The 18,047-nt window shown below is 41.7% G+C and carries 17 protein-coding genes; 1 reads left to right on the top strand and 16 read right to left on the bottom strand.

Annotated elements, in window-relative coordinates; translation table 11 throughout:
• Positions 1 to 5: 5 nt before the first annotated feature.
• Together M2369_RS10015 and M2369_RS10020 are read right to left on the bottom strand one after the other, a co-directional pair.
• On the bottom strand, positions 6 to 377 hold the full coding sequence (locus M2369_RS10015) for a GntR family transcriptional regulator (protein WP_008343911.1): 372 nt from the start codon (positions 375 to 377) through the stop codon (positions 6 to 8).
• Positions 378 to 551: 174 nt separating this feature from the next.
• Entirely contained in the window at positions 552 to 1,679 is a 1,128-nt protein-coding gene (locus M2369_RS10020) for a DUF418 domain-containing protein (RefSeq protein ID WP_146271277.1), read from the bottom strand.
• 386 nt (positions 1,680 to 2,065) lie between these two features.
• Between M2369_RS10020 and M2369_RS10025 the strand changes: the two genes are divergently transcribed.
• Positions 2,066 to 5,068 carry a non-ribosomal peptide synthetase family protein gene (locus M2369_RS10025; protein ID WP_259254121.1) on the top strand — a complete coding sequence of 1,001 codons (3,003 nt, stop codon included), beginning with the start codon at positions 2,066 to 2,068 and terminating at the stop codon, positions 5,066 to 5,068.
• 119 nt (positions 5,069 to 5,187) lie between these two features.
• Here M2369_RS10025 and M2369_RS10030 read toward each other — a convergent pair whose 3' ends face one another.
• The 14 genes from M2369_RS10030 to glmS form a co-directional block, all read right to left on the bottom strand.
• Positions 5,188 to 5,385: a hypothetical protein gene (locus M2369_RS10030; RefSeq protein WP_259254122.1), complete on the bottom strand. Its 198-nt coding sequence runs from the start codon at positions 5,383 to 5,385 to the stop codon at positions 5,188 to 5,190.
• A gap of 23 nt (positions 5,386 to 5,408) precedes the next feature.
• Entirely contained in the window at positions 5,409 to 5,828 is a 420-nt protein-coding gene (locus M2369_RS10035) for a TlpA family protein disulfide reductase (RefSeq protein ID WP_259254123.1), read from the bottom strand.
• Positions 5,828 to 6,343 (bottom strand): HEAT repeat domain-containing protein, encoded by a 516-nt coding sequence (locus M2369_RS10040; protein ID WP_024719127.1) that lies wholly within the window; start codon positions 6,341 to 6,343, stop codon positions 5,828 to 5,830. Before M2369_RS10040 ends, M2369_RS10035 begins: the two co-directional genes overlap by 1 nt.
• An 18-nt stretch (positions 6,344 to 6,361) precedes the next feature.
• Positions 6,362 to 7,783, bottom strand: a complete 1,422-nt coding sequence (gene skfF, locus M2369_RS10045) for a sporulation killing factor system integral membrane protein (RefSeq protein ID WP_259254126.1) — start codon at positions 7,781 to 7,783, stop codon at positions 6,362 to 6,364.
• On the bottom strand, positions 7,776 to 8,498 hold the full coding sequence (locus M2369_RS10050) for an ABC transporter ATP-binding protein (RefSeq protein WP_019744076.1): 723 nt from the start codon (positions 8,496 to 8,498) through the stop codon (positions 7,776 to 7,778). The genes skfF and M2369_RS10050 overlap by 8 nt, the downstream gene beginning before the upstream one ends.
• A 217-nt stretch (positions 8,499 to 8,715) precedes the next feature.
• Positions 8,716 to 9,114, bottom strand: coding sequence for a RidA family protein (locus M2369_RS10055; RefSeq protein WP_259254127.1), 399 nt, complete (start codon positions 9,112 to 9,114; stop codon positions 8,716 to 8,718).
• Positions 9,115 to 9,240: 126 nt separating this feature from the next.
• Positions 9,241 to 9,753: a PadR family transcriptional regulator gene (locus tag M2369_RS10060; RefSeq protein WP_041508142.1), complete on the bottom strand. Its 513-nt coding sequence runs from the start codon at positions 9,751 to 9,753 to the stop codon at positions 9,241 to 9,243.
• A gap of 5 nt (positions 9,754 to 9,758) precedes the next feature.
• The gene (locus M2369_RS10065; protein ID WP_259254128.1) at positions 9,759 to 12,224 is read right to left on the bottom strand and encodes an ABC transporter permease; all 2,466 of its coding nucleotides are present in this window, start codon (positions 12,222 to 12,224) and stop codon (positions 9,759 to 9,761) included.
• A complete protein-coding gene (locus tag M2369_RS10070; protein ID WP_024719122.1) occupies positions 12,193 to 12,912 on the bottom strand; it encodes an ABC transporter ATP-binding protein in 720 nt (239 codons plus the stop codon). The genes M2369_RS10065 and M2369_RS10070 overlap by 32 nt, the downstream gene beginning before the upstream one ends.
• Positions 12,913 to 13,067: 155 nt before the next feature.
• Positions 13,068 to 13,832, bottom strand: a complete 765-nt coding sequence (locus M2369_RS10075) for an ABC transporter permease (protein WP_259254130.1) — start codon at positions 13,830 to 13,832, stop codon at positions 13,068 to 13,070.
• Complete coding sequence (locus M2369_RS10080) at positions 13,829 to 14,746, bottom strand: ABC transporter ATP-binding protein (protein WP_310503979.1); 918 nt, start codon at positions 14,744 to 14,746, stop codon at positions 13,829 to 13,831. The genes M2369_RS10075 and M2369_RS10080 overlap by 4 nt, the downstream gene beginning before the upstream one ends.
• A gap of 14 nt (positions 14,747 to 14,760) precedes the next feature.
• Positions 14,761 to 14,952, bottom strand: coding sequence for a PLD nuclease N-terminal domain-containing protein (locus M2369_RS10085; RefSeq protein ID WP_003217265.1), 192 nt, complete (start codon positions 14,950 to 14,952; stop codon positions 14,761 to 14,763).
• A 159-nt stretch (positions 14,953 to 15,111) separates the two neighbouring features.
• A complete protein-coding gene (locus tag M2369_RS10090; protein WP_138278021.1) occupies positions 15,112 to 15,468 on the bottom strand; it encodes a DUF2200 domain-containing protein in 357 nt (118 codons plus the stop codon).
• 481 nt (positions 15,469 to 15,949) lie between these two features.
• Complete coding sequence (gene glmS, locus M2369_RS10095; RefSeq protein ID WP_007498541.1) at positions 15,950 to 17,752, bottom strand: glutamine--fructose-6-phosphate transaminase (isomerizing); 1,803 nt, start codon at positions 17,750 to 17,752, stop codon at positions 15,950 to 15,952.
• Positions 17,753 to 18,047: the final 295 nt, after the last annotated feature.

Raw genomic sequence — 18,047 nt, forward strand, 5'->3', positions numbered from 1 at the left:
TCATCTCACTCCTCATACAAGAACTTTAATAACTGCTGCAATTCATCAAAAGATAAGCCTAATTCCTTGCCGTTTGTAACAACCGCTCCAAGCTGTTCCTCAATCACCTTCAATTTTTTCTCTCTCATGACCTCTAGGTTTTGCTCGGCAACAAATGATCCCTTACCGACAATCGAATAAATAAATCCTGCCTTCTCTAACTCTTCATATGCACGTTTTGTTGTGATGACGCTGATTTGTAAATCCTTCGCCAGCTTTCGGATAGACGGCAGTCCCGCACCTTCTGCAAGCTCACCCGTTAAGATCAACGATTTGATTTGCGTCGTGATTTGCTCATAGATAGGCTCCTTAGAATGGTTAGAAATCGTAATTTGCATATAAAAAACCTCTTTTTTCTGTACTGGTATTTGCAATGAAATATTGTATATACACTATATATACATTATATACACACTGAAAAAATATTCAACTCCTTTTATGAACTTTTTTGAATGCGATCCAACTAAAAAACCGCACAGCTCTTCAGCCATGCGGTTCCTCAACAAATCAATTTATCTCCAATATACCCATTTTCCCATAAGCCATTCCACAGGCCCTCTTCTCCACTTTTTCAAATAGAGATAGCTGATGAACAGCTGAGCTGTGTAAAGTCCAACAGCAAGTACCAGTCCAAACATTGAGCCCATTTGTCCGAATAACCCAAGTCCGTAAGAATAGAAAATCGTTGTACAAATAATAGATTGAGCCAAATAGTTTGATAAAGACAATCGGCCCAGTCCTGCAAGCAAACGTTTCAACCCTTGTGCAGCATTTGAATAGTAGAAGACAATAAAAGCTTGAATATAACCGATCGTCAGGACATAGGCTCCTAACGTCAACACCATTTCGCTCCAAGGAGCATCACTGAACGTCGCACATTTTAAAGCGAGCCCGATGATAATCATCCAAACCCAGCCTTTACGATAAGCCATGCCTCGATCTTCTTCTGTCAAATGACCTTTTTTCCCGATCGCCATGCCAAGCAGTGCAAATGGACCGATCATGATAGGAGCATAGAGAAGACTTAAAATTGGTGTCAGAGTAAGTGTTACAATTGCCATCATGATGGAGACGATTACCATATCATCTTCGATTGTAATCCGGCTCAACACAATATCGCCATATGTACCAGTTCCATATACATTTGTTAATAATTCAGAATTTCCGTAAATAAAATTCATTAGAGATGGATAAATCACTAAAGATATGGCACCTAAAATACCCGACCATATAAACACTGTTTTGATTCGGCTGTGTATAAACATCATTAGGAAAAACGTACAAGCTCCATAATAGAGAAGAATGTCGCCACTCCAAATAAAGATTAAATGCAGCATCCCAAGCACAATAAGACCAAAGCCGCGGCGAACGACGATGGCATTCGTATTCAGCCCCTTTGCCTTCGTGGATTCAATCAACTTGATAAAAGAATACCCAAACAAAAAGGAGAAAATCGGATAAAATGACCCCTGAAACAAGATCTCCGTCACATATACCCCAAACTCCTGCCCCCATATGCTCGGATCAAACATCTTCTCAAAATCATAATCATATTGAAAATTAAGCATATTCACAATCAAAATACCTAATAAACTAAAACCACGTAAACTATCAATAAACTCAACCCTAGATCCCTTCAACACGACAGCTCCTTAAACAATATATAACAAATTTAAGATATACCTGTATATTTTACCAAATATTTTTCGAAATAGTATATATATTTCTAATAAAAAAGTGATCTTTCATCCTATCAGTGAATCCAGCCTATCTTATGATTCAATTTCCCCCTATTTTCATCTCCTCTTGATCATCGAAACGCTCATTCAAGGAAAAAGCCGAGGGTCCCATACATTTTATCTCTAAATAGGACAATATATCTGCATATTATTTCAATTATTATATAAATTTTACATTTCATTGTTAATATGACCTTCATTGACAATGAATATTTCTTCATATACACTTTGGGTGGATTTAGGAATAACATTCCTAATCTATCAAATTCTAGAGGGGGAATATCATCATGAATGATCAAAATTTATGTGATATCATGAGACACCACGCCACTCACACGCCGCATCATCCAGCTTTAGCGTGCAACTATCAGAACATCACATATGCTGAACTTGAGAAACAAAGTAACCAGTTCGCCAATTACCTTATCAAAATGGGCGTAACGAAAGCTTCTCATATTGGCCTAGCCTTAGAAAGATCACCACAATTGATTGTCTCTATTCTCGCTATCACCAAAATAGGAGCCGTATATGTGCCTATAGATATAAATTACCCTAGTGAACGTATTCAATTTATGATTGAAGATGCCGAACTATCGTTTTTACTCACAACATCACATGTCACTCAAAGCCTAACCTCCTTGCCTATTCCTACTATCTACTTAGATAAAGAAAAACATCTCATCCTTACACAATCAACGTCAAACCCGTCTTTTGATGCAAAACCTTCTGATGCCGCTTATATCATGTATACCTCTGGCACAACAGGAAAACCAAAAGGTGTTGTCATTACACATAGATGTATCGTGCACCTAACGCATAACCCTTCCTTTCTGCCCGTTAATTCTTCTGATACCTTAGCATTATTATCTACCATCTCTTTTGATTCCTCTACATTTGAAATATGGTCCGCTTTATTAAATGGAGCGACACTCGCTATTCCTCCTTCTGGAAAACTGACTCCTGAACTCGTCAGTCAAACCATTAAAGACTATGATGTATCGATTCTTTTTTTAACTACTGGATTGTTCAACTTGATGATGGAGTTACACCTGAACGATATCAAATCAGTTAAATACATCGTCTCTGGCGGAGATGTCATGTCTCCTCAAGTCGTCCATCAAGCATTAAAGGAGCTCCCACATACGACCATCATTAATGGCTATGGCCCGACAGAAAATACAATCTTCACAACAACTTTTCAACTGCCAGACACCTGGGATGATCTCGTCAGTATACCAATTGGCAGACCTGTAGTAGGAACCATCATTGACATCACAAATGAACAAGGTGAATCTGTCTCTCAAGGACAAATAGGGGAACTCATCACTTCAGGAGATGGACTAGCATTAGGCTACTGGCGAAGAGAAAATCTAACAAAGGAACGTTTCATCGAACGGAATGGAAGAACCTATTACAAAACAGGGGATCTTGTTCGACAACAACCTGATGGGCTGATTGAATATATTGGTAGAAAGGATGACCAAGTCAAAATTAGAGGCTTTCGTATTGAGCTTAGCGAGATTGAGCATGTGTTGATCCAGCACCCAAGTGTTAAATCCTGTTTGGTGACAGCCACAGAAGTGATACCTGGGGATAAACGCATCATTGCATACATCATTCCGTCCAACAAAAAGACATGGGATCTATATACCATTCAAACTTATGCAAAGAAAACATTCCCTGATTTCATGCGCCCTGCACATTATGTTCTATTGACAAACTTCCCTACGACCACAAATGGAAAAGTCGATCGAAAAGCACTACCAAGACATCATTTCGACAGACCCAAACTGCAAACCGAATATGTCGCACCAACTAATCAAACCGAAGAAGCACTCTGTGAAATATGGACAGACCTATTAAAGGTAGAGCCCATTGGCACAAACGATCACTTCTTCGACTTAGGAGGAAACTCCATCCTTGCCGCCAAAACCTTAATGCGTATGCAGGAAACATTACACGTTGAACTACCTGCCAGCACCCTTTATGAACATCCTACGATTCAACAAGTTCATCTTATGCTACAAAATCAAACACCTGAGCCGAAACAACAGCTCACATCAGAGGGATTTTTAGATGAAAAGATTCAGCCAAAGCACCTATTCGATTCTAAATCCTTTAAGCAGAATGCCGTGTTATTAACAGGAGCAACCGGCTTTCTAGGCGCTTATCTCATTAAAGAGCTTGTTCGAATGAATCCCTCCATCCAAATCTATTGTGTCATCAGAGCAAGAGACAAACAGCACGCAAGACAGAGAATACAAGTAAATATGGAGAAATATCACCTATGGGACGAACATTATCTGAAACAACTAAAACCGATTGTAGGTTACTTGGACAAGCCTCAACTAGGGCTCTCAACAGAGGAATTTCAACAACTCGCCCAAACCATTGATGTCATCTATCATAATGGAGCAAAAGTCAATTACGTTCAGCCCTATCACATGCACAAGGATACAAATGTCACCGGCACAGAAAATATCATCAAACTCGCCTGCACAGAACAGGTAAAGCCTGTTCATTTCTTATCGACCATTGCCATATTCGGACCTGCCGGGTATCTAGATGGCACGACCGTTCTTTTTGAAGATACATCCATCGATGCTTATCTTCCTATTGTAGAAAAGGACATTGGGTACTCTCAAAGTAAATGGGTGGCAGAAAAAATCATGTGGGAAGCAAAAAAACGTGGCGTGCCGATCACAGTCCTTCGCCCCGGCTTCATCATGGGCGACAGTCAAACAGGCGTTCATAATACAGAGGATTACATGGCGAGACTAATCAAAGGATGCATCCAATTAAAGGCTTACGGTGAGCTACCGAATCAACGAAAAGAATTCGTACCCGTCGACTTTGTTTCAAAAGCCATTACAACCATATGCAAGGATCCAGCCAACTTCGGCAAAGCCTATCACCTCGTTCCACCTCAAGAAGAAAGCATGGAATTAGGTGAATTTTTTCAAAAAATCACAGAAGAAATAGGCTATCCATTAGAAAAGAAAGCATATAACGATTGGGTAGAAGCTCTCATTCAAGCAAGCGACCAACACGCAGACAACGCCCTTACGCCATTTCTTCCAATGCTCACTGAAAAGGTAGAACGAGACAAAACAGTCTGGGAATTATACGAAAACATGGCGCACTTTGACTCAACAAATACTCAAACGGTTCTCCAAGCACATGGAATGACCTATCCCCCTATGGACGATCATTTAATCAAACGCTATTTCAAATACATGGAGGACATTGGATTTTTAAAATTTGATTCAAACACTGCTCTGAGAATATAAAAGCATTCCCTTGTTTTTAAACTCAATACAGGAAGTAATAAAAGGTTGGATGCAACATCCAACCTTTTATTACTTACCTTTCATCAACTGTACCTTTCTAGATCACCTCGGTAGAAAACTTATGCCTTATGATCTTTTTCTTCTTTAAAAAGCACACGCTTCACATAAAACAAAATCCCCAATCCAAACAAAATCAACGGCAACTCCCAGTCTGCAGAAATCGGCAGCCATTTCAACAGCATGAGAATCAACAAAACAGCTCCCACACCTGCATAAAAGATCACCGTTTTTTTCAATTCTTGCTTTGATTGAAACAAAACGCTCTCCTCCATAACTCTAATTATGATCGTTTTTCTAGTTTTTTTAATATCTTTTCCCAGCCGGTATCTCCCATTTTCCGATCAATTAATTGTCCCTCTTTATCTATGAGGCAAAAACTTGGTAATCCTTGAATTTTATATTTTGTGACAATCTCATAATCTTGATCCAACACAATGGGAGCAATGAGATTCTTTTCCTCCGCATATTTCGAAACAACCTCTATCGATTTTTCTTCTTCCGTATATGGAACATGGACACAGGTTAAATGGATACTCAACTGATCCACACTATGTAGAATGTGATCGGTTAATTCTTCACAATGCGGACAGTTAACTGACCAAAAATAAAGAAGGTGAGTATGCCCTTCAGGTAAACACCGCTGATGTGAAGAATGAATCCAAGGAAGGTGCTCAGGCCATTTATGTATTTGCGTTTCCACTACTCATCCCCCTTTTCTTTTAATTGAAAGGCAATGATTTTTCCTAGTGCCTCTTCTGCGGCAAAAGGGGCCACATTTCCTGATGGATTCTCTTGTTCCTGTTTTAGGCACTCGTACATATTTTTTTCGATTTTTGATGGGTCAATCCAAGAGATACACCACGACGCCCAAAAACAAGTAGGACCCTTATAGCGTTTTGCCAAAGGCAGAAGAAATGGCAAACTAGGCTGACCAATTCTCATGAGTGAGATCGCAGCCGCCATTCTTGTCTCCTCTTCTTCACTTTCTAACAGTTTGGCAAGAGCTTCTGCTGCGTCCCCTGCATCTGCTCCAAATTCACCAAGAACCGCTGCTGCAATATTCCGCAAAGAACCCTCTTCTTTTAAGGCTTCAACAAGCACTGGCACTGCCTCTTTTCCTGATTTCCTTAACTCCCCCATGGCTTGAACGATCGTTACTTCATTGGTATTGACTAAACGTTGAACCGATTGGGATAGCTTATCTTCTGGTTTCATGACAATCAACTCCTCTTTTTAATGAGTCCCACGGCATCGATAACACATCACATAACATACACATCCAGCAAATACACATGTCATCGTTGTAAACCAGCCATCAGTGAACAGATGAATCCCAATGATGACCGCAGCACTTATGACAGATCCGATGAGCAATGATCGATAATAGATGCCCAAAGAAAGACTCGCTTCTCGTCTCAAAGGCTGCGTAAAGGCAAAGAGCCGTATGGTCAAAAACCAAATATAAACCCCTACCCCATAAATGGCCCAATACAATACATCATGAATCTCTAACAAGATAAGAGAAATCAAGTAGACACCATACAACCAAAAGGTTTGAAACACTTCCAATAGAAGAATTTTTTGATATAAAGCACCCGGAAAAAGATACAGCAATCCTGTTTGCCCGTGTCTTACAATCCCAGCGTAATATGAACTGAGCAGGACAGATGCACCAATGACCAGAAAGAATAGAGTCAACCAATCTGAAAAATAAGAACTGACGACATAGTAAGTACCGATCAACAGCATGGTAGATAACAGGTGGAAGGTAGCATACTTTTTGATCATCAATATTTCTAGCCAAAGGAAAGCCCAGATGCCCGTTAATGTTGAAAACCCCCACCACGTCTTGCTTTTCTTTGGACTTATTGGATTTGCATGAACCTGTTTCCCCTCAAACTCCTCCCAAAATGCCGCCTCTTTGACTAACGACTCCATCATCTCTATACGATGACTCGACCTGTACATCATCATGAAAGATAGAATTATCACTCCAAGTAATATCAATACAGAAATGAATGAAAACTCCTCTATCATGCGTCCGACTTGATACATCAAAGAAGCAGATATCTCCATCATAGACGACTGTTTCAATATCAATTGATTCAAAGTGAGCAATGAAAGACAACCAAACATCAGTATAAAACCAATGAAGAGCACTCGCTTATATACTTGAATGGTTCTTGCACAAGATACCGCAATCATCCATGTTTCGATCATACATAACAGCGCTGTTAACAGGAGTGATTTACCAAGTAGAAAAAAGTACTGCTGCGTTAAACAAAGAAGGAGGATATCAGCCATCACAGCAGAAACAATGAGAAAAGCACATCGCCAAAGAATGTGATATACCCATACACTCATCACAACTGTCCATAAGGAAGCACCACTTCCATACAACCACATGATATCGTTCATCTGACTAGGCAGCCTATTCGAAAACAAGCCAAAGCCAGTATAAAGAACAAATAAAACGACAATGATCCATCCAGCTGTACTTGCATTCCAATCGCCCATACTTGAGACTGCGCTCAGCTGAAAACCGATGGCAGCCATCATAAGTAGCAAGATCAGAAAGGGCATTTTCTTTTCTTGATTTTTACTGATCAAGCGCCTTTGGGATTTCATCCATAAAAGGGAAAGTGTGTTATTCACTAGACCACTCCCCTAAGAGTTGAATGACTTCTGCCCGCCACTTCATTTGTTCTTCCTGCCGCTTAGGAACAGCGATACTTTTCATGATGGCACCATCTCGAATCAATATCACCCTGCTAGCCGTATCAAGAACAAACTCTAGGCTATGAGTGGACACAAGAACCGAACCTCCTTGAAGGCTCTTCTGTATCAGCCAATCTGACAACCATTGTTTCGAAGGGATGTCTAACCCAACAGTCGGCTCATCTAAAATAAAAAGGGAGGCATCTTGCACAATGGCCCCTGCTAAGACGACACGCTGTTTTTGACCTCTTGAAAGCCTTCCGCACAATTCGTTCATCTTCATTTCGATATGTACTTCTTTCAACGCCTCAAATACCTTTTCTTTGATCTGTTTTAAACCTTTATGATAGCCCCTCGCACGGAATTGAACATGTTCAGCAACCGTTAAATCTGGGTACAAATATGGCTGATCTGGAATAAGAGCTACTTGTTTTTGGACATGGGAATGACCAGGAGGAAATCCCTCTATGAGTATTTCCCCTTGATCAGGTTGATAGAGACCTGTTAAACATCGAATGGTTGTCGTCTTCCCCGCACCATTAGGCCCAAGCAGCGCCACAACCTCCCCTGCTTCAATGGAAAATGAAAGGCCCTCTATCCCATCACCATTGCTATATCGTTTGCTTACATTCTGAACCTCCATGAATGGCATCAAATCTCTCCCTTTTATTAGAGTGATGTATGCTGATCTATGGTGTTTTTACGGTGGAATGTAAATGTAATTAGACCCACTTATTATTTACCACAATATTACCATATGAGGTATAAAAGGGTAAGAGAATTATAATCATTTAAAATACTAAAAGATAACAAAACAAAAAAGATTGGGCATCAATCATCCCAACCTTTTATCTATTAAATAAACCAATTCAAACCGAATCCATATCCCGACAAGCCCAAGCATCCACCTCGACCTTTAAAGCAGGTGAAGCCAAAGCCACCACATAAATCATCGTCATACAAGGCAGGTGGTCTCCTAAAAACTGACCCATGATTCGTTTTCTACTCACAGCATCAAACTCACCTACCAAATAAAACACAAGCTTCGTTATATCTTCCACTTTCATATCTGCCGCTTCTACATTGCGTTTTACATTCTCTAACGCTAGCTCGAGCTGTTCCATCGGGCTCGCTGGAATGGTCCCATCGACTTCCATCCCCACTTGTCCTGATAAGGTTAACCAACGCTGCGGCCCTGTTGTCTCTATTTGATGGATGTACGGTGCAACTGGCGCGTGAATGGTCTCAGGATTACGTGATGTTTTCATTGATCAAACCCCTTTTCTGAAAATACAATCAATTTACACCTATCATACCAAACTTTCTTCCCATCCTATCTGCGTATGCTCCGAACGAAGCCAAAAAAAAGACCTTTCTTCAAAAGAAAGACCTCTCTAAAATGATGCTCCGCTCCGATGCTCAATTTGATGAATCCAATTCAAATCCGCCTCTAAATGAAGCAGCGTGCCAGAAATCAATAAGTACCGACTCTCATCACCTTGCACAAGACATTCCGTTTTCAGCTTCGTGAGTTCCATCACATCTTTCATGATGACGGCTTTCTGCTGCTGAAGCATTTCTTTTTCTTGATGAAATCTGATTTTCCGTGCACAGCCCCATTTAAAGTGAAAATCATCCTTTACAGCATGATACGGAACAGGCGCCAACAGCCATGATTCCAGCTCTTGTCTGCCTTCTTCCGTCACGTCGTACAACTTTCGATCTTGGTCATCTATTCCCACTGCTGTCACCAATTGATCACGAATTAACCGATCAAGCGTTGTGTAGATTTGACCCGGATTGATTTTTCCTTTTATTCCGAGCAATGACTCCAGCTCTAGCTTTAATTCATATCCATGATGTTGCTGCTGACAGAGCGATGTTAAAATTCCGTATTTCACTGACATATGATTTAACCTTCTTTGAGAGATGATATCATCTCTATTTTACTCGCTGTCGCACTAGAAATCCACGAAGCCGCTAAACTGAGTGCAATTCCTGCGATCACTGCCAGCAGCACATGCACAAATGGCAGCTGAAATGAAACAAATCCACCGAGCCAATCAGATTGGCTTGAGACATATAGAAGAATCACACCAAATAAAATGCCGCCAATCACACCTGATAACCCAATGAGCACACCTTCTCCGACGATCATTTTTCTCACCTGCTGCTTTGTCAGCCCAAGCGCCCGCATGGTGCCAATCTCAGATGTACGTTCAAGCGTATTCATCAGCAGTGTATTGGCTGTTCCAATGCTCGCGAGCCCCATAATGAAAATGAACATCATAGAAATTAACTCGTTCATACCAGTTAAAGCCGATGTCGTTGATTCAATCTCATCCTCTACTGTTTTCACCTTTGAAAGCCGCTGCCCAAAGTCTTCCCATAGCTGATCTCGTAAAGACTCACCGGCCCCTTTGTCTTTTAACGTAAGCAGTAGATCAAGGGGCTGCGTCCACCCTAAATCCTCTTGTAAAAATGTCTGATCGACAAATGCCACATAACCCGAATGATGAGAAGTCTTGACCACATCAATGACTTGTAACTGCTGCCGGCCAGAAGGTGCATTGAGATACACACTCTCTCCAATACGCCCACCCCATTCATCAAACGCACGCTCTCCTAACACGATAGAGGGCTTTTCTGCTAAATGTTGATACAAATCGCCTTTATTGTCATCTTCTATAAAAGACGGTCCCTTTTCTTCTACGCCGATCAGAGAAAATTGTCTTTTCTCTCCATCAGCCGTTTCCCATGTCAAAGGAGCCGCTTCCATCATCGGTTCCACCCGCTCAACAGCCTCATAGGATGACAGCTTTTCTTGATCCGCTTTCGTCCATGGGGCTTCAGAAGTAACCCTGAGATCGCCTCCATACGTTTGACGAATCTCTTTTTCGTAGCCATCTGGAGCCGATTCAATGACCGCACTTAAAAGCAAGATCACAGCAATCCCAACAGCTAGAATCGCCGCCGTATTAGCATTTCTATTCAGTTGCTGCGTGACATGCTGCGAGGATAGATAACCCGGGTAACCAAAGACAAGCTTCAAAAGAGGCGCCAACAACCGGTTCAAAAAGAGCAGGAAAAATGGGAATAACAGAACCATGCTGGCTAAAATGGCAAGATAAGCAGCCGGATGATCCACCCATACAAATGAAAGCAAGCCTATCCCTATCGCCGCTCTAATGACCGATTGTTTCTTCGGTGCAGAAGTTTGGGTGGTGGATTTTAAAGTCAGCAGCACAGACGTTTTCCCTGCATGATAGATCGGAAATAACGAAAACAGCACAGGGAACACAATACCAATGATCACTGCTATTACAACAGGCACTTGCCAATCTAACGAATACACCATATCAAAAGCAAACACACCAAGCAGTGTTTGCATGAACACATCTCCAAGCCAAACGCCAATCGGTACCCCAATGACGGTTCCAATACATGCCAAGATCAAAACCTCAATCAACATCAGCTTAGAAACAGAGCCCTGTGTATAACCGAAGCTCTTCATAATCGCAAATTCTTTTTTTCGTTCCATCACACTCGTATAAATCATATTAAACACGATAAAACCGCTCATAAACATCGACAGCCCTGCGATGAGGTAAAAGAACGTGTACAACCCGCCAATGTCATTACTTTGCCGGTCATCCGCCACCACAGGCTGGACAAAAACATCGGCATCCTTGAACTCTTTCTGTAAAGATTGAAAGAGCTGTTCCCCGCCTTCATTTGTCTGAAATCTCATATAAGAAAGCTGATGATCGAGTCCCGTCCAGTCTCTCAATAAATCAAGCGGCGCCATCACACGAAAGCTCGATGATTCTGCACCCTCCCAGTCACTTGGACTTGAAAGCAGCTGTGTATATTCCACAATGGCAGATACCTTCGCTTCGCCCAAATCAGAAAAACGAATGGTATCTCCCACCTTCTTATTCAGCAGTTTCGCCACAACATCTGGTATGACCAACCCCTGATTATCCAAACGCCCTTCAATCACAGGCAGCTTCAGTAAAGAGCTCGTTTGATCTTGTACTCCGGTAATGCGCACCGCCCGTTGGTTAAGAGAGTGATCACCTTCTACATCAAAAAACGTCTGTTTATCCAGCGCTAATAATGATCCTGTCACATCAGGATGCTTTAAAATGGAGGAGATCTGTTCCTCATCATACGTATGATCATCACTCAACACCCAATAATCTGCATCAGCGACATACATTTGCTCATAGTAATGAAACACATCATTTGTCGTTCGATCGGCAATGAGCATCGACGTGACAAAAGCGATCCCCACCATGATGCCTAAGACAGAAATGGCGAACCGCTTTTTATGCTGAAGCATGTTACGCCATGAAATTCGCCACATACTGAGCATAATCATCATCCTTTCTAGAAATCACTTGATCAATAACACCGTCTTTAAAAAGGATGATTCGATCCGCAAACCCCGCTGCGAAAATATCATGCGTCACCATAATAATCGTCTGCTTGCTTTCTCGATTGAACTTGCACATTAACGCCAAAATATCCTCCGCTCTATGTCGGTCCAAGTTCCCCGTCGGCTCATCTGCTAACAGCACTGATGGCTGATTGACTAGAGCTCTTGCAATCGCTACACGCTGCTGCTGCCCGCCGCTCAGCAAACTAGCCCGTTTCCGTCCAAGTCCATTCAAGCCAACAGCCTCTAACAGCTCTACAACCGTCTGTTGATTCTCCTTTGTTAAACGTCCATCTGCATGCAGCGGAAACGCCACATTTTCTTCGACAGTTAATGTAGGCAGCAGCTGATAATTTTGAAACACAAACCCAATCTGTTTTCTGCGAAAAATCGTTCTCTCTTTCTCATTCATCTCACTCAACTGATGCTCATCTATCAAAATCTCTCCATCAGTAGGCAGATCAAGCCCGCCTAACAACTGAAGTAATGTACTTTTTCCAGAACCACTCGGTCCCATCACCGCTACAAACTCCCCTTCTTCTACCGTCAAATCAACGCCCCTCAGCACCTCAGTCCGCTCCTGGCCTTGAATGAACTCCTTCTTCACATGCTTGATCTGAATCATCTGCAAACTCCTCCCACCCCTTTACGGAGTAATTATATACTAAGTATATATCATTTCAACATTTAAATCATGATAATATGTATTTATTTCTTATTTATTACTTACTAAATATATAAAAAACCCTTTAGATTTTCATATCCAAAGGGTACATCATGCTATAATTCTTGTTTTCTAAAAAGAAACCATCCGATGAGAAAAAAGAAACCAATCAATACCGATACACCTAGAAAGCTTGTAAGCGCCTGATCCGAATAGGTTCCTCTATAAATCATCTCCTCAGCCGCACTTGTGACGCCTTTAGGTGCAAACTTCCCTAATGTATCCTCATAAAACGAAGGAACGGTAAACAGGATGAGATTGATCAAAAGGGAAACGCCGCCCGCAGTCACTGAACGCTTAAAGAACGCCGATGCACAAATGGTCGACACCACAATGAGCAGTAGGTTTGGATAATACAAAAGCGTTCCTTTTAACACATTGCCCCAATCCACATACCCAAATTGAATGTCCACATAATAAACGGAAGCTAGCACCGCCACTATCAAACTAAACAAAGTTAAACAGGCATAGGCACATATTTTTGAGGCATAATAACTCATTCGACTGATCGGTTTCACCATAATCATGGCCGTCACACCAGAGGCACGCTCTCCAGCAATCGTCCCCATCACGATCATAATCAGGATAAACACGCCGAGCGAATCAAATTTACTCAATGCACTGGCTAAAGCTTCTCCAGCACTAGGCTCTGGTATATAAAATGTAGACCCTTCAGGTAAATTAGCCGAATTCGATAAAAGATCCGGCAGCATTTTGAGCGTAATAGGCTGTGTGATCATTAAAATCGTGAAAATGATCGGCACAAATAAGATTTTATAACTAGTGAATAACTCCCTAAATTCCTTTTTCAACATCATCATGCCGTCACAACCTTCATAAAAATATCTTCAAGCGTCAGCTTAGATAGTCGATATTGGAGAAGAACACCGCCAGCTTCAGTGATGAGACCCGGCAGCTCTCTCAATGCCATTTGTTGATCTTTCACTCGTACCTGATAAGTGCCTCCTGTCTCCATGCAATCCTCCACCCAATCCCGTTCTTTTAACAAAGCCACTAGTCTCGGATTCTGTTGTTCTAATTGAAATTCAATCACGGGCTGGATATAGTCTTCTTTGAGCTGTTTCATCGAAGAGGACATCTCAATTTTGCCGCTGTTGATCATGATAATATGATCGGCCACCCTTTCAATGTCATCTAAAATATGGGTCGACATAAAGATCAGCATCTCATGCTTTAGACGCTCAATCAAAGTCAGGACGTCTTTTCTTCCCATTGGATCAAGTGCCGACACAGGTTCATCTAGGATAAGGACCTTTGGGCTGTTGATCAGTGCCTGCGCAATAGCAAGCCTCTGCTTCATGCCTCCACTATAGCTGCCAATGGCACGATCCTTCGCCTCGTATATGCGGCAAAGCTTCAACAATTCATCTGTTTTGGAACGAATGGTGTTTTTCTCTAAATGAAATAACCCGCCAACCCAATGCATCCATTCCTGCCCCGTCATATCCTGATAAAATGCAGGATGCTGCGGACAGTACCCAATCACCTGACTGATTTGATCCATGTCCTTTTCGACATCAAAACCTGCCACCTTCACAACGCCAGACGTAGGACGAGCAAGCCCCGTCAAAATCCGGATCGTCGTTGTCTTCCCCGCTCCATTGGCTCCTAAAAAGCCAACACATCCAACCTCCCCTACAGAAAACGAGACATCTTTTAACACTTCATGCCGTCCATACGATTTCGTCAGCCCGTGACACTCCAACATATTCAAGCGAATCCCCCCTACTAAGATTGTTTACGACCAAAAATGAAATACGCAATAGGACCGGCACTCGCCACAAACACAATCACCAAAGCCCAAACCCACTTCACTTCTCCCCTAATCCTCGATGGATCTCTTTTCAACAAATCAAACAAACCAATCACCATTAAAATCGCTTGTAGCAAAATAAGAGGTAATATCATCTTCATATCCATCACGCCACTCCCTTTTCAAACGTCAATTTGTTTTGGTATTACTTCTTTTGACGACATGAAGAGAGAATTCGTTCAAATGGATTTTATTTTTATTGGTCGAATGATCTATAAATATAAAAAAGCCCAGTGAAGGTTATTCACTGGGCTTGATTGTGATGATCATGACGAATCTCGCAAAATCTTTTCCATTTTCTTTCCCTTGGCTAATTCATCAATCAGCTTATCTAGATACCGAATGTTTTTCATCGTTTCTTCTTCAATGTCCTCTACCCGTACACCACAGATGACTCCTTTGATTAAACTGCGGGAAGGATGAAGCTCAGGAGCCTCAGCAAAGAAGGTTTCAATGTCTATCTGCTTGTCCAACTGTTGCTGTAACTCTGCTGGACTGTACCCCGTCAACCAACAAATAATCGTATCAACCTCAGCCTTCGTTCGACCCTTTCTCTCTGCCTTTGCGATATAGAGAGGATAGACTTTTGCGAAGCTCATTGTGTAGATTTTAGGTTTGGTCATGTATCTGCTCTCTTTCTTCGTTAAATATTTAAACTGTCATGCTTTCTCAAGGGGACGTCTCTCTCATTATGCACTTAGTATAATATGTTATAAATACAACTTATAAACGATGATATATGCCTTTATTATTTCTTTCATCTTTCTTGAAAGCTCTATATTTAAGAAATTGAACAATACAAAATCCAAGGAACACACCTATTGGTCCTTCTCTTGAAACAGGGCCTCCAATTAAACAATAAGAAATGATAAACAATGCAATATAACCAATTATGAAAAAAACAATTCCCCATTTTTCTTTTTTTACGTATCGAATAAAAATAATATTTCCCCCTAAGAATATTTATCATAATAGCAACATGGAAATAGTATCTATCAATCAAAGTTCAGCTTAGATCTTTCAACTGTTAGTTCTATTGACACAAAAATACCCCTTTAGACAATTATATCTAAAGGGGTATCAAAAATCCGATTTTATTGAAACCTACTCCACCGTCACACTCTTCGCAAGGTTACGTGGTTTATCCACATCACACCCGCGGTGAAGGGCTGCGTAGTAAGCGATTAGCTGTAATGGGACAACAGATGCAAGTGGTGCAAGTGCTGGGTGTACAGCTGGAAGGACGAAACGGTCGCCTTCGTCTTCTAGGCCTTTTAGTGAGATGACACATGGGTTTGCGCCGCGTGCAACGACTTCTTTGACGTTACCGCGAATGCTGAGGTTTACGTGCTCTTGCGTTGCAAGGGCAATGACCGGTGTGCCTTCTTCAATTAAAGCAATGGTGCCGTGTTTGAGTTCTCCGCCAGCAAATCCTTCTGCTTGGATGTAAGAGATCTCTTTTAGTTTGAGTGAACCTTCAAGGCACACATAGTAATCAAGTCCTCTTCCGATAAAGAATGCGTTACGTGTCACTGTGAAGAAGTCACGAGCGATTTGTTCCATTTCATCCTTTTGATCGACAAGGGCTTCCATTGCGTTTGCTACAATCCCAAGCTCTTTCACAAGATCAAAGTCAAGAGATTGACCATTTAATTCAGCTGCAACGGATGCAAGGATCGCAAGAACAGCGATTTGCGCTGTGTAAGCTTTTGTTGAAGCCACTGCGATTTCTGGTCCTGCATGAAGAAGCAATGTGAAGTCTGCTTCACGAGAAAGCGTAGATCCTGGTACGTTTGTGATCGTTAATGCTTTATGACCAAGCTCTTTGACTTGAACAAGTACAGCACGGCTGTCCGCAGTCTCTCCAGATTGAGAAAGGAAGATGAACAACGGCTTTTTCGATAGAAGCGGCATGTTGTAAGAGAATTCACTTGCTACATGGACTTCTACAGGTACTTTCGCCCAGTCTTCAATGTATTGTTTACCAACAAGTCCAGCATGGTAGCTCGTTCCGCAAGCCACAATGTAAATGCGGTCTGCTTCTGCTACTGCGCTTGCGATATCGCCAGCGACTGACAGCTTGCCGTTTTCGTCTTGATATTCTTGGATGATTTTACGCATCACTAGCGGCTGTTCATCCGTTTCTTTTAACATGTAGTGAGGATATGTGCCTTTCTCAATGTCGCTTGCATCCAGCTCAGCGATATAAGAAGGACGTGTCATAATATCACCGTCAAGGTTTTTAATGATAACCTCGTCTTTTGTGACAATGACCATTTCTTTATCCATTAATTCCGCATATTCGTTTGTTACTTGAAGCATCGCCATTGCGTCAGAAGCCACAACGTTGAAATCTTCGCCGAAACCAACCAATAATGGGCTTTTGTTTTTCGCCACATAGATTGTTTCTTTGTTTTCGTTATCGAAAAGGGCAATTGCGTAAGAGCCTTTTAGTTGAAGAAGCGTTTGACGGAAAGCTTCCTCTGTATCAAGACCTCTATTCACAAATTGTTCGATGACTTGAACAACAACCTCTGTATCTGTGTCGCTTTTTAGTGTGACGTCTTGTAAATATTCGCGTGTCAATTGTACATAGTTCTCGATGACACCGTTATGAACAAGCGTAAAACGGCCAGAAGCACTTTGATGCGGATGCGCATTTAGATGGCTTGGTACACCGTGTGTTGCCCAGCGTGTATGTCCAATTCCTGCTGAAGATGCCACGTTTGCATCAACGACTTCACGAAGCTCAGCGATACGTCCTTTTTCTTTGAACACATGCACGCCATCTTCGTTTGCCACAGCGATACCTGCTGAGTCATACCCACGGTACTCAAGCTTCTCTAAACCTTTTAATAAGATTTCCTTCGCATCATTCTGACCAATATAACCTACGATTCCACACATAAATATTCTTCCTCCCGATCATGTGAAAGGGACAAAGAAAGCCTACTAAAATAGAAGGGACATTTCTTCGTCCCTCTCTACATGTTTAATTTGGGAGATCATGTGTATTCCCTTTGTACAAAGAGTCACCTCTTTGCTTTAAAGAAACACTTACGGCTGTGATCTCTATATTTGATCAGCCGGGAGGCATCCGCCGAAAAATTCGATAACCTCCATCCTCGTCAACTAAGCATCTGTCTCGTTCGATCGCTTAGTTCGGGCGCTATAATTATAAGAGTGGCTGAACATCTACCCT

This window comes from Bacillus sp. JUb11 (genome assembly GCF_024807925.1).
GTDB classification, from domain to species: domain Bacteria; phylum Bacillota; class Bacilli; order Bacillales; family Bacillaceae; genus Bacillus; species Bacillus altitudinis.